The 11,793-nt window shown below is 64.5% G+C and carries 11 protein-coding genes; 1 reads left to right on the forward strand and 10 read right to left on the reverse strand.

The genetic code is table 11. The features are described from left to right. The first annotated feature begins 105 nt into the window (after nucleotides 1-105). Nucleotides 106-1,434, forward strand: coding sequence for a dicarboxylate/amino acid:cation symporter (locus IVA91_RS28865; RefSeq protein WP_247280227.1), 1,329 nt, complete (start codon nucleotides 106-108; stop codon nucleotides 1,432-1,434). Between the two features lie 175 nt (nucleotides 1,435-1,609). Here IVA91_RS28865 and IVA91_RS28870 read toward each other — a convergent pair whose 3' ends face one another. The 10 genes from IVA91_RS28870 to IVA91_RS28915 all read right to left on the reverse strand — a co-directional run bounded on the left by IVA91_RS28870 (nucleotide 1,610) and on the right by IVA91_RS28915 (nucleotide 11,707). Next, nucleotides 1,610-3,223, reverse strand: a complete 1,614-nt coding sequence (locus IVA91_RS28870; protein ID WP_247280228.1) for an ABC-F family ATP-binding cassette domain-containing protein — start codon at nucleotides 3,221-3,223, stop codon at nucleotides 1,610-1,612. A gap of 170 nt (nucleotides 3,224-3,393) precedes the next feature. Then, nucleotides 3,394-3,741: a RidA family protein gene (locus IVA91_RS28875; protein WP_247280229.1), complete on the reverse strand. Its 348-nt coding sequence runs from the start codon at nucleotides 3,739-3,741 to the stop codon at nucleotides 3,394-3,396. A 14-nt stretch (nucleotides 3,742-3,755) separates the two neighbouring features. Then, the gene (locus IVA91_RS28880) at nucleotides 3,756-4,877 is read right to left on the reverse strand and encodes an FAD-dependent oxidoreductase (protein ID WP_247280230.1); all 1,122 of its coding nucleotides are present in this window, start codon (nucleotides 4,875-4,877) and stop codon (nucleotides 3,756-3,758) included. After that, entirely contained in the window at nucleotides 4,874-6,292 is a 1,419-nt protein-coding gene (locus IVA91_RS28885; protein ID WP_247280231.1) for an NAD(P)/FAD-dependent oxidoreductase, read from the reverse strand. Before IVA91_RS28885 ends, IVA91_RS28880 begins: the two co-directional genes overlap by 4 nt. Further along, the gene (locus IVA91_RS28890; RefSeq protein WP_247280232.1) at nucleotides 6,289-6,585 is read right to left on the reverse strand and encodes a (2Fe-2S)-binding protein; all 297 of its coding nucleotides are present in this window, start codon (nucleotides 6,583-6,585) and stop codon (nucleotides 6,289-6,291) included. Before IVA91_RS28890 ends, IVA91_RS28885 begins: the two co-directional genes overlap by 4 nt. A 139-nt stretch (nucleotides 6,586-6,724) precedes the next feature. Beyond that, nucleotides 6,725-7,921, reverse strand: coding sequence for an FAD-dependent oxidoreductase (locus IVA91_RS28895; RefSeq protein ID WP_247280233.1), 1,197 nt, complete (start codon nucleotides 7,919-7,921; stop codon nucleotides 6,725-6,727). A gap of 8 nt (nucleotides 7,922-7,929) precedes the next feature. Next, entirely contained in the window at nucleotides 7,930-8,736 is an 807-nt protein-coding gene (locus tag IVA91_RS28900; protein WP_247280234.1) for an ABC transporter permease, read from the reverse strand. Further along, nucleotides 8,733-9,608, reverse strand: a complete 876-nt coding sequence (locus IVA91_RS28905) for an ABC transporter permease (RefSeq protein ID WP_247280235.1) — start codon at nucleotides 9,606-9,608, stop codon at nucleotides 8,733-8,735. The genes IVA91_RS28900 and IVA91_RS28905 overlap by 4 nt, the downstream gene beginning before the upstream one ends. Further along, a complete protein-coding gene (locus tag IVA91_RS28910; protein ID WP_247280236.1) occupies nucleotides 9,605-10,645 on the reverse strand; it encodes an ABC transporter ATP-binding protein in 1,041 nt (346 codons plus the stop codon). Before IVA91_RS28910 ends, IVA91_RS28905 begins: the two co-directional genes overlap by 4 nt. 27 nt (nucleotides 10,646-10,672) lie before the next feature. After that, nucleotides 10,673-11,707 (reverse strand): ABC transporter substrate-binding protein, encoded by a 1,035-nt coding sequence (locus IVA91_RS28915; protein ID WP_247280237.1) that lies wholly within the window; start codon nucleotides 11,705-11,707, stop codon nucleotides 10,673-10,675. Nucleotides 11,708-11,793 lie beyond the last annotated feature (86 nt).

Raw genomic sequence — 11,793 nt, forward strand, 5'->3', positions numbered from 1 at the left:
CAGCAGTCGATCTTCGTGCGATCCGACAAAAATGTGATTGTCGCTTCCGCGGCGGCCATCACATGATGCAAATCAAGCAAGATCGATACATTCCCGGCCTACAATATGACACAAGTCGCGGTCCAGCCAGCCGTCCTCCGCCGGCACCAGCCCTGGTACAAGATCCTCTACGTCCAGGTCCTGATCGCGATCGCGCTCGGCGTGCTGATCGGTTATTTCTTTCCCGATCTCGGCAAGGCCTTGAAGCCGCTCGGCGACGGTTTCATTGCGCTGATCAAGATGATGATCGCACCGGTGATCTTCTGCACCGTGGTGCACGGCATCTCCTCGATGGGCGATCTCAAGCGTGTCGGCCGGGTCGGGCTGAAGTCCCTGATCTACTTCGAGACGGTCTCGACCGTCGCGCTCGCGGTCGGTCTGCTCGTCGGGGAGATTCTCCAGCCCGGGCACGGCTTCAACATCGATCCCGCCACGATCGATCCGAAATCGGTGGCCACCTACGTCACCAAGGCCAAGGAAGAGGGCATCGTCGCCCATCTGATGGCGATTATCCCCGACAGCTATCTGGGCGCCATCGCGCGGGGCGACCTGCTTCAGGTGCTGTTGATCTCGATCCTGTCGGGCTTCGCCATCGCCTTCCTGGGCAAGGCCGGTGAACCAATAGCGGACGCGATCGACAAGGCCGCAAAAATGTTCTTCGGTATTATCCGCATCATCGTGCGCGTGGCGCCAATCGGCGCTTTCGGCGCGATGGCATTCACCGTCGGCGCCTACGGTCTCGGCTCGCTGCTCAACCTCGCCGCCCTGATCGGCGCGTTCTACCTGACCAGCATCCTGTTCGTGCTGATCGTGCTCGGTGCGATCGCCCGGCTCGCCGGTTTTTCGATCCTGCGCTTCATCGCCTACATCAAGGACGAGTTGCTTATCGTGCTCGGCACCTCGTCCTCGGAGACTGTGCTGCCGCAGATGATCCAGAAGATGGAGCATCTCGGTGCCTCGCGCTCGGTCGTCGGCCTGGTCATCCCCACCGGCTACAGTTTCAACCTCGACGGCACCAACATCTACATGACACTGGCAACGCTGTTCCTGGCGCAGGCGACCAACACCCATCTGACGATCTGGCAGGAGCTCGGCATTCTCGGCATCGCCATGATCACCTCGAAGGGCGCCTCGGGCGTCACCGGCGCCGGCTTCATCACGCTCGCCGCGACGCTCTCGATCGTGCCCGACATCCCGATCCAGTCGATCGCGATCCTGGTCGGCATCGACAAGTTCATGAGCGAGTGCCGCGCATTGACCAACCTGATCGGCAATGGCGTTGCCTGCGTCGTCATCAGCATCTCCGAAGGCGAGCTCGATCGCGACGCGCTGCACGAGACCATGGCCCACCCGCTGGAGATCGGCGAGGCGTTGGAACCGGTCGGCAGGGCGTAGCGGTTCCGACGCGGTAGTTTCCCGGAATGGAAAAGCGGTGAGATACGCGTCACAACAATGGCATTGGGATCACCGATTGATAGTCAATCTTTCCGCCCGACGCGCTGGGGGCAGGGCGTCGGGCTTTTGGAGATCTTCACCATGATCAGCCGCCGTGTCGGGAGGTAAGGCGGGATCAGATGATCCCGTCTTTGACGCGAATCTCCTTGCCGGCAAGTTCGAGCCGGCGCGTGATCCCGATCGCCTGCAGGAATGCCTCGTCGTGACTGACGACGAGCAGTGCGCCGTCATAGGCCCTCAGGCCAGCTTCAACGGCTTCGATAGACTCGATATCGAGATGAGTGGTCGGCTCGTCCATGATCAGCAGGGACGGCGGCGGCGTCCCACCCAGCACGCAGGCGAGGCCAGCGCGAAACATTTGCCCGCCGCTCAGGCCTCCGACCAGCTGCAAGGCAGCATCGGCGCGAAACATGAAGCGAGCCAGGGCTGCATGGCAGGCGTTAGGATCCGCTTTCGGATTGAGACGCCTGAAATTCTCAAAGATAGAGATCGCAGGATCAAGCAGGCTGACCTTCTGGTCGAACAGCGCGAAGTCGGGCCTGACCCGGACCGTACCCGCGACAGGGTGCAACTCGCCTGCAATGAGTTTCAGCAGCGTTGTCTTGCCCGAGCCATTCGGTCCGACGACCGCAACGCGCTCCGGACCGACGATCGTGAGCGAGAGATCGCGCAAGACGGGCTGCTCCGGCCGATAGCCGGCGCTGACCCCGTCGAGCCAAACCATCTCCCTGCCCGCCGGCAGGCCGGTCGCGGGCAGCTTGACCGACAGCGGTTGAAGAACCTCGATGCGTCGGCGTGCCGTATCGACGGCCTCGACCGCTTCCGCGCGCCGCCGCTCGGCGATTTGTGCATTCTTGCCCCCGCTGTCCTCGCTGCGGTCCTTGCGCGCGCCGGCCAGGATACGCGGCATGTCACCCTTGGCGCGCTTCTTCCTGCCGCCGCTATCCTTGCGCGCCTTCCGTTCAGCTGTTTCCTGCGCCTTGCCGTCAATCTCGGACAGGTATCTCTCGGCATGCGCGAGGTCGTGCCTGACCGCAGCGAGCTCGACGGCCTTCTGCGCGCGAAAACTGCTCCAGTTGCCGCCGTATCGGGTTGACCCGAGCGATGTCAGCTCGACGATCGCATCCATCGTTTCGAGCAAGTTCCGGTCGTGGCTGACGACGATCGCGCCGCCGCGCCAGGCAGCAAGGAGATCAGTCACCGCCCCGCGTCCATCCTGGTCGAGATTATTGGTGGGCTCATCCAGCAGCAGGAAGTCGGGCTCGGCAAACACCAATGCGGCGAGACGCACGCGCGTGATCTGGCCGCCGGACAGGCGGGCGAGCTCCGTATCGGGACAGGGATCGAAGCCGAGGCGCCCCAGGGCCTTCTCAAGCCGCCCTTCGAGCGTCCAGTCGATCGCGGCGATCTCGTCGGCCGAGGCGTCGCCCCGCTCAGCGCGGCTAAGCAGCTCCAGAGCCCGCCGCGCGCCGAACACATCGGCCACCGTCGCATCTGCAAGCGGTTGGACGTTCTGGCGCAACAGGCCGACGGTCCCGTTGACAAGAATGCGCCCGGACTGGGGAACATGCTCGCCCAAAATCGACGCGAGCAGCGTCGTCTTCCCGACACCATTGCGGCCGACGAGACCGGTCCGTTCGGCCGCGAAAGTCAGATCGATGTTGGAGAGAAGAGAACGGCCGTCAGGCGTGGACAGCGACAGATTCGACAGGATGATCGAAGCAGGCATGGAATTCCCCGTGAGCAAGGCGGATGGGCTTTGCGGTTGGGGTAAAATCCATGGCTGCGAAGTTCCTGATTGAGAGCTCCCTAGTAGTCCCGCAGAAGCGCAAGATCAAGCGCAGCTCGAAGGGCGCGACAGCGCGAGGAAAGCGCTGACGTCCCTATCGGTCTGCACGATCAGCCCTTCACGGCGGTGACCACCACCTCGATCAGCGCGCCGCCGCCGAGATCGGCGACGCCGACCGTGGCGCGGGTCGGCAGATCGTCGCCGAAGAACTCGGTCCAGGCCGCGTCCATCTCCTTCTTCTTGGACAGATCGGTGACGAAGATCGAGGCGCTGACCACTCGGCTCTTGTCGGTTCCCGCTTCCTTCAGATAGCCGGCGATCTTGCCGAGGATGTTGCGGGTCTGGTCGCCCATCGAGACCGAGGTGTCGTCGGCGATGGTGCCGCCGAGGAAGACGAATCCATTGGCTTCGACGGCGCGGTGCATGATGGGCGTGCGGATGCTGCGGGTGATGCTCATGATGTCCTCTTGTTCTAGAGCGTGGAAGGATGGAAGCGGTCGATGCCGAGATCGCCGACGCGGGTCTGGGTGCCGCCGTTGACGATCAGCTCCGCCATCACGGCGCCGGCGCCGGGGCCGAGCTGGAAGCCATGCAGCGAAAAGCCGAACTGGTGATAGAGGCCCACGTGACGTGAGCTCGGGCCAAATACGGGGATGTCGTCCTTCATCCTGGCCTCGATGCCGGCCCAGGCCCGCACGATCATCGCGCTGCGCATCACCGGAAACAGCTCGAACACGGTGCGGGCGCTGATGGCGAGGCTCTTCCAGTCGAGCACCGTCTCGTTGCGATCCTGGTTCGGCGTTGCCAGATGGCCGCCGCCGATCAGCACGGTGCCGTTCGAGAATTGCTTGAAGGACAATTTGCGGCCGCGCAGGATCACGACGGGATCGATGAAGTGCGGCACGCGCGAGGTGATCATCAGCATCGGCGCCACGGTTTCGACCGGAACGGGTTCGCCGAGGGCGGCGGCGATCTTCCCGGCCCAGGCGCCCGCCGCGTTGACCAGCACCGGTGCGGCATAGGTGTCCGGGCCGACATCGACGTGCCAGAGACCGCCGCTGTGACGGATGTTGCCGGCCGCCTCGCCCTCGCGCACGATGGCGCCGAGCTGCTCGGCCTTGCGGCGGAAGGCGGTCGTCGTCTGCGCCGGATTGGCTGCGCCGTCACGACGCGACACGACGCCGCCGGGACAGGTCTCGGCCACGGCCGGCACCAAACGTCGCAACTCGGCCGCATCGATCAGCTCTTCATGGGTGAAGCCGAGCGCGTTGAGCTCGGCCACGCGCGCGCGGCAGACGGCCAGCTCCTCTTCGTTCTCCGCGACGAGGACCTGGCCGTAGCTTTCAAAGCTGCAATCGTCGTCGACGAGCTCCGAGATCCTCTCCCAAATTCCCATCGAACGGACTGAGAGCGGAATCTCTGGGATGTGCCGGGCGAGTTGGCGCACGCCGCCGGCGTTGACGCCGGAAGCGTGCCGGCCGGCATAATCCTTCTCGATCAGCACCGGCTTCATGCCGGCAAGGCACAGATGCAGCGCGGTCGAGCATCCGTGGATGCCGCCGCCGACGACGATTGCATCCACGTTTCTGGTCATCCGCGCACCACCGCCTTGACGTCGGCCTCGCTCTTGGGAACGGCGGCGAGCTCGGCGAGCGTGATCGGCTTCACCGGCGCGCGCAGCCGGTAATAGCCGATCTCCTGCGGGGTCTTCCCGCGGGCCTGCGCCATCAGCTCGGTGACGGTGAGACCGCAGAGCCGGCCCTGGCACGGACCCATGCCGGTGCGGCGATAGGCCTTGAGCTGGTTCGGCCCAGTCGCGCCGATCGCGACTGAGTCGAGAACGTCCCTTGCGGTGACCTCCTCGCAGCGGCAGACGATGGTATCGCCCGAGGGAATGCGGAACTGCGGCGACGGGCGGAACAGCGTATCGAGGAAGATGCGGCCGCGCTCGGCCTTAGCGAGATCGGCACGAAGCGCCGACATTGGCGCGAGCTTCGCGGCAGCCGCGGGCGCCAGTGCTTCCACTGCCGCGCGCGCCGCGATGCGGCCGCGCGCCACGGCCGCGCTCGCGCCGCCGATGCCAGCGCCGTCGCCGGCAATCGCGATGCCGGCGACCGACGAATCCCCGTTAGCATCGAGCACCGGCGACCAGCACAATTGCAGCTCGTCCCAACGATGCTCGACGCCGGCCGACATCGCCAGATTGACGTTGGGCACAACGCCCTGATGCAGCAGCAACAGATCCGAAGGAATGGTCTCGCGCTTGCCGCCGGCGACATAGCTCACGCTCGCGAGCTGACCGTCGCCGGATGCAGAGAGCTCGGTAACGCCGGAGACGACCTGCACTTTCGCCTTCACCTCGCGCATCATGGATAGCCCCTTGGTGAAATAGGGCGAGGTCAGAAAGGCGAAGGCGTGCGGCAGCGCGGCGAAATAATTGCCGCGCTCGGTCGTGTCGAGGATGCAGTCGATGCGGCCGCCGAGGCGCAGGATCTGCGCGGCGAGCAGCCAGAGCAGCGGCCCCTGCCCTGCGATCAAGGTGCGTCCGTCAGGCACCAGCGCCGACGATTTCAGCATCGTCTGCGCGGCGCCCGCGGTCATCACACCGGGCAGCGTCCAGCCGGGAATTGGAAACGGCCGCTCCAGCGCGCCGGTCGCGACGATCACTCGCTGCGCCGTAACGAAGGCAGAGGCGCCGCCGATCGAGACGGCGATCTCGAGGTTGCGATCGAGGCTCCAGACCGTCGCGCGATGGATGACCTCGGCATTGCTGGCGCGCAGCGCCTGCACGAGATCGGCGCCCGCCCAATAATCGGCGCCGAGCTGATTGCGCTCTGTCAGGGGCGTCGAGCCAATGGCGCGGAAAACCTGACCGCCCGGACCGATATTCTCATCGAGCAGCAGCGTCGACAGGCCGGCTTCGGCTGAGGTCGCAGCGGCCGCGAGGCCGGCGGGACCTGCGCCGATCACCACGATGTCGTAGGCTTCGCGCTTGGGAGCCACAGTCATTTGCCGATCTCCCGCTTGCCCTTTTGGATCTCGATTCTCATGCCCTCTGCGACGGGCACGAGACACCCCTGGCGATTGCCGATGCCATCGATGGTGACGAGGCAATCGAAGCACACCCCCATCATGCAATAGGGCAGGCGCAGCGCGCCGCTCACTGCGGTGGACCGCCGCGCATCAACGCCGGAGGCCAATAGCGCCGCAGAGACAGTGTCGCCCTGACGTGCTGCAACGGCAGCGCCATCGACGAAAATCTGCACTTGTGGCCGTTTGTCCTGTTCGGATCGCCTAAACATGGGGAATGCCTCTTGGCTCCTTAAGAAGTTCTAGAGCGTGATGGAATCTTGTTCGGCTGCGCGAGGGTTCACCTCTGCCCAACGGGGAGAGGTGATTTGAGCTCTGGGCCAGCATCGATTCAAATCGAGCCTCCTATTTCTAATAACCGCTGTGGTTCGCAGCGCCCGCACCGCCAAAACGACTCGCCGAGAACGCGCCGACCAGCTCCGGCTCGAGCGCGCCCTGCGCCACCATGCGCGCGATCTCGAACGCGTGGTTGGAGGCGAGCGTCACGCCGGAATGACAGCAAGCGACGAAGGCGCCGGGATGCGTCTCCGACTGGTCGTAGATCGGAAAGCCGTCTTGCGGCATGACGCGGATTCCGGCCCAGCTCCTGATAACGTTGAGCCGCGACAGATGCGGAAACATCCGCTGGGCGCGATCGGTCATCACGGCGCTGACGGAATGCTTCAGCGCGCGGTCGTCGAGCTCGTCCTCCTTGCTGTCGCCGATCATCACCGTGCCCTCGTCGGTCTGGCGGATCGTGGTCAGCGGATGTGGCAGGAACGGCATGGTGCGCTCGGTCACCACGATCTGGCCGCGGGTTGGGCCCATCGGCGCGTAGAGCCCGACCATCGGCGCCAGCGTCTGGTTGGCATTGCCGGCGGCAAGCACGACCTTCGCGGCGCGCAGCTCGCCGTTCGGCGTGGTCAGGCGGAATTCGCCGCCGCTCTTGCTGATCGCCGACACCGGACGTTCCGGAAAATAATCGATGCCGAACGCCCTGAAACCGGTGTGGAAGGCGCGGAACGTGCGCAGCGAATTGACGTGGCCGTCGAGCGGGCAATAGCTGCCGCCGGAAACTTCGGGGCCGATCAGCGGCAGCGACTTCTTCACTTCGGATGCGGAGAGCATCTCCATCTTGTAGTCGGCCGCGCCGACCTGGTTGTGCATGCGTTTGACCAGCTCGGTGCGCTGGCCGAGTTCGTCCTCGCCGAGGGTGAGATGGAAGCCGCCATTCTGCTGAAGAGAGACGTCGAGCCCGGTCTGCTGCTTCAGCTCCGACGCAAGTCGGCTCCACGCCTGCGACGCCTGCACGGTCCACACCGTATAGGCGGGCATGCCGAGCCCCTTGCTCTGCACCCAGACCAGCGCGAAGTTCGCGCGCGAGGCGCGCTTGGCGATGTCGCCTTCGTCGAGCACCGCGACTTTTTTGCCGAGCCGGCCGAGGCCCCAGGCAATGGCGGAGCCGAGCAGCCCGCCGCCGACGACGGCGACGTCGTATTCAGATTTTTGCTTTGACGCGTTGTCTCTACGCGAGCCGGCGTCCACTTCGCTCGAAAACGCTTTAGACATAGATTTTCCTATCGTCCCGTATCGCCCTTGCCGGCGAGCACACGGTCGAGCCCGTAGAAGCGGTCGAGCAGAATGAGGGCGGTCATGGTGATCGCGATCACGCAGGCCGAGACCGACGTCACCAGCGGATCGATGTTGTCCTGGATATAAAGGAACATGCGCACCGGCAACGTCTCGGTACCGGGCGCCGCGAGGAAGACGGTCATGGTGAGATCGTCGAAGGACTGGATGAAGGCGAGCGCCCAGCCGCTGATGACGCCGGGCAGGATCAAGGGCAGCGTCACGCGGCGGAACAACGTCCAGCCGTTGGCACCGAGCGAAATCGCGGCCATCTCGACAGAAAGATCCATGCCGGTGGCCGCCGCCAGTGTTAGTCGCAGCGCGAACGGAAACACGATGATGACATGCGCGATGATGAGCGCCGCGAAGCTGCCACTCATGCCGGCGGAGGTGAAGAAACGCAGAAAGGCGATGCCGAGCACGACATGCGGAATCATCAGCGGCGACAGGAACAGCGCGGCGAGCGCATCGCGGCCGCGGAAGCGGTAGCGCGCGATCGCCAGCGCCGCCGGCACCGCGAACAGCAGCGCCACCAAGGACGACAACGCGCCGAGCCCAAGGCTGACCCAGAACGCATGGACGAATTCGGGGTAGTTGGCGATCGTCCTGAACCAGCGTAGCGAAAATCCGTTGGTCGGCAGCGACAGGAAGCCCTCGGGTGTAAACGCGACGAGGCAGACCACCAGGATCGGTGCCACCATGACGATGACGAAGATGGTGTGGAAGATCAACGCCAGCGGCCCGTTCCGTCTCATCGGAACACCTCCGCATAGCGGCGCTCGATCAGCGCATTGCTGCCGACCACAATCAGCACCAGCGCGACGAGAAGGAGCGTCGCGACCGCTGCACCGAGGGGCCAATTCAGCGTGTTGAGAAACTCGTCATAGGCGAGCGTCGCGGCGACCTTGAGCCGGCGGCCGCCGATGATCGCAGGCGTCGCAAAGGCGCTGGCCGAGAGCGAGAACACGATGATGGCGCCCGACAGCACGCCCGGCATGATCTGGGGCATGATGATGCGGCGGATGATGGTCGCGGGTCCCGCGCCAAGCGACGTCGCGGCGTTCTCGATCTGCGGATCGAGCCGCTGCAGCGCGGCCCATACCGACAGCACCATGAACGGCATCATCACATGCGCGAGCGCAACGACCATGCCGGTTTCAGTGAACATGAAGGGAATGGGGGAGCGGATCACCCCGAGCGACATCAAGAGCTTGTTGACCAGTCCGTTATTGCCGCCGAACAGCAGCGCCCAGCCGAGCGTGCGCGCCACCACCGAGATCAGCAGCGGCCCGAGGATGATCAGCAGGAAGAAGCTCTTCCAGCCACCGCTCATGCGGTTGAGGATGTAGGCTTCAGGCGCGCCGAGGACGGCGGTGAGTAATGTGGTCAGGATCGCGATTCGAAAGGTCCGCCAGAACATTTCGGCGTAATAGGGATCGGTCGCGATCTCGTGCCAGTTCTTGAGGATGAAGACCGGTTCGATGCCTTTGTACTGGCCCCAATCGTGGAACGACAGCATCACGGTCATCGCCAGCGGAATCAGCAGCACGCCGACGAACAGCATCAGGGCGGGCGCAGTCAGAGCCCACGGCGCACGCGCGTTACGTTCCTCGGCGGCCGCGCTCATGCGACGCCCCTCGCACGCACACTCATGTCCTCGGGACGCCAAGCCAGACGCACCGCCTCACCTTCGGCCGGCTGCGCCTTGCCGTCATTCTGGCGGATCACGATCGCCGGACCGCATTCGCTCTCGCACTGGAACAGCCAGTGATTACCTTGGAAGATGCGGGTGACGATCTTGGCGCTGAGGCCGGCATCGCCGAAGCCGATCCTTTCAGGGCGAATGCTGACAGTAACAGGGCCGCTGAGACCCGCCGGCGCCGGCGCGCTCCAGGAGCCCGCGGTCAGCCGCGCCGGCGTGACGGTCCGATCGATCGCCGCCGCAAAGTCGTTGGTCTTGCCGAGGAACTGCGAGACGAAGGCCGAGGACGGCTTCTCATAGGTCTCCTGCGGCGTGCCGATCTGCTCGATGCGGCCCTGGCTCATCACCACGATGCGGTCGGACAGCGACATCGCCTCGTTCTGGTCGTGAGTGACCAGGATCGTGGTGGTGCCGATCGTGCGCTGGATCTGGCGCAGCTCGATCTGCATCTCCTCGCGCAGCTTTGCGTCGAGGTTGGACAGCGGCTCGTCGAGCAGGAGGACGCTCGGCTTGATCACCAGCGCGCGCGCCAGCGCCACGCGCTGCTGCTGGCCGCCGGACATGCGGCGCGGATGACGGTCCTCATAGCCGGCGAGGCCGACCATCGCCAGCGCGGCACGGACGCGCTCGGCTTTTTCAGCGCGCGACACCTTGCGCATCTCGAGGCCGAAGGCGACGTTCTCCGCCACGGTCATGTGCGGAAACAGCGCGTAGCTCTGGAACACGATGCCGAGGCCGCGCTTGGCCGGATGGATCGCGGTGAGGTCCTTGCCCTCCAGCCGGATCGCACCGCGGGTGGGATCGAGGAAGCCCGCGATCATCTGCAACGTCGTGGTCTTGCCGCAGCCGGAAGGCCCGAGGAAGGAGATGAACTCCCCCTTCCTCACCGACAGACTGAAGTCATCGACCACGGTCTGCGCGCCGAACTGTTTTGCGACCCGATCAAGCTCGAGATAGGCCATGCGCTGTCTCCGCTACGGACGATCAGATCAGCGCTCGACCTCGCGATTCCAGCGCTTGGTCCACTCCTCGCGCTTCTCGTTGATGACGGTCCAGTCCGGATTATAGAGCTTCGCCGCGCGCTCGCCGATCGGCGCCATCTTGCCGAGCTCGGGCGGGATCACCAGCGATTTCAGCACCGGGCCGTAGCCATAGTCCTTCAGCATCACCAGCTGGATCTTGGGATCGAGCAGCATCTTGACGAAGCTCGCGGCCAGAGGAGAAGCGTTGGGCTTGGCGATTGGACATGCCGTCGTCAGCAGCGTCGCGGCGCCTTCCTTCGGATAGACGAAGTCGACGGGAAAGCCGGTATTGGCGAAGCTCTGCACGCGGCCGGTACCCCACACCGCGATCACGGCCTGGCCGGACTGGAACAGCTCGGTCATCTTGCCGGGCGACGGCTCATAGGCGAGCACGTTCGGATTGATCTGCTCCTTGAAGATCTTGAAGCCTGAATCGACGTTGGTCTCGCCGCCGCCATTCATCTTCGACAGCATCACCAGGGCTTCGAGGCCGTAGGTGTTGTTGATCGGGGGGATGACGAGTTGCTTCGCGTATTTCGGGTCCTTCAGATCGTTCCACGAGGTCGGCGGCGCCCAACCTTTCTCTTTGAACACCTTGGTGTTGTACATCAGGCCGGTCGCGACGATGCCGATCGCGACCGCACGATCATCCTTGAAGCGGGCGGTGTCGTAGAGATCGGCCGGCAATCCGTCGAGCTTGCCGCAGAAGCCGAGCTGCATCGCCTGGTACATCGGGCCGTCATCGACGATGGCGACGTCGATCTGCTGGTTGCCCTTCTGCGCCTGGAGCTTTGCCAGTGTGTCGGTCGAGTTGCCGGCGACGTACTCGACCTTGACGCCGTTCTCCTTCTCGAAAGCGGGGATCACCTCGTCGCGGATCGTCTTCTCGAACGAGCCGCCATAGCCGGCGACATAGAGCGTCTTTTGCTGGGCCGAGGCGGCCGACGGGGCGGCAATCAGCGCCGCGATGCTGACCGCGGTCAGAAGGCGAAAAGTCTTCATGTGGACCGATCTCCATACCGGAATGAGGTGACGTGCCGACAAGTCTCCGGCCGAAGCACCTTCCGCATTTCCTTCCGCGCAAATTC

This window comes from Bradyrhizobium sp. 153, from assembly GCF_023073835.1.
GTDB lineage: Bacteria > Pseudomonadota > Alphaproteobacteria > Rhizobiales > Xanthobacteraceae > Bradyrhizobium.

Bases quoted from the DNA above. Each gene is read 5' to 3' on its own strand.
- IVA91_RS28865 (WP_247280227.1), top strand. From the start codon at position 106: ATGACACAAGTCGCGGTCCAGCCAGCCGTCCTCCGCCGGCACCAGCCC.
- IVA91_RS28870 (WP_247280228.1), bottom strand. From the start codon at position 3,223: ATGCCTGCTTCGATCATCCTGTCGAATCTGTCGCTGTCCACGCCTGAC.
- IVA91_RS28875 (WP_247280229.1), bottom strand. From the start codon at position 3,741: ATGAGCATCACCCGCAGCATCCGCACGCCCATCATGCACCGCGCCGTC.
- IVA91_RS28880 (WP_247280230.1), bottom strand. From the start codon at position 4,877: ATGACCAGAAACGTGGATGCAATCGTCGTCGGCGGCGGCATCCACGGA.
- IVA91_RS28885 (WP_247280231.1), bottom strand. From the start codon at position 6,292: ATGACTGTGGCTCCCAAGCGCGAAGCCTACGACATCGTGGTGATCGGC.
- IVA91_RS28890 (WP_247280232.1), bottom strand. From the start codon at position 6,585: ATGTTTAGGCGATCCGAACAGGACAAACGGCCACAAGTGCAGATTTTC.
- IVA91_RS28895 (WP_247280233.1), bottom strand. From the start codon at position 7,921: ATGTCTAAAGCGTTTTCGAGCGAAGTGGACGCCGGCTCGCGTAGAGAC.
- IVA91_RS28900 (WP_247280234.1), bottom strand. From the start codon at position 8,736: ATGAGACGGAACGGGCCGCTGGCGTTGATCTTCCACACCATCTTCGTC.
- IVA91_RS28905 (WP_247280235.1), bottom strand. From the start codon at position 9,608: ATGAGCGCGGCCGCCGAGGAACGTAACGCGCGTGCGCCGTGGGCTCTG.
- IVA91_RS28910 (WP_247280236.1), bottom strand. From the start codon at position 10,645: ATGGCCTATCTCGAGCTTGATCGGGTCGCAAAACAGTTCGGCGCGCAG.
- IVA91_RS28915 (WP_247280237.1), bottom strand. From the start codon at position 11,707: ATGAAGACTTTTCGCCTTCTGACCGCGGTCAGCATCGCGGCGCTGATT.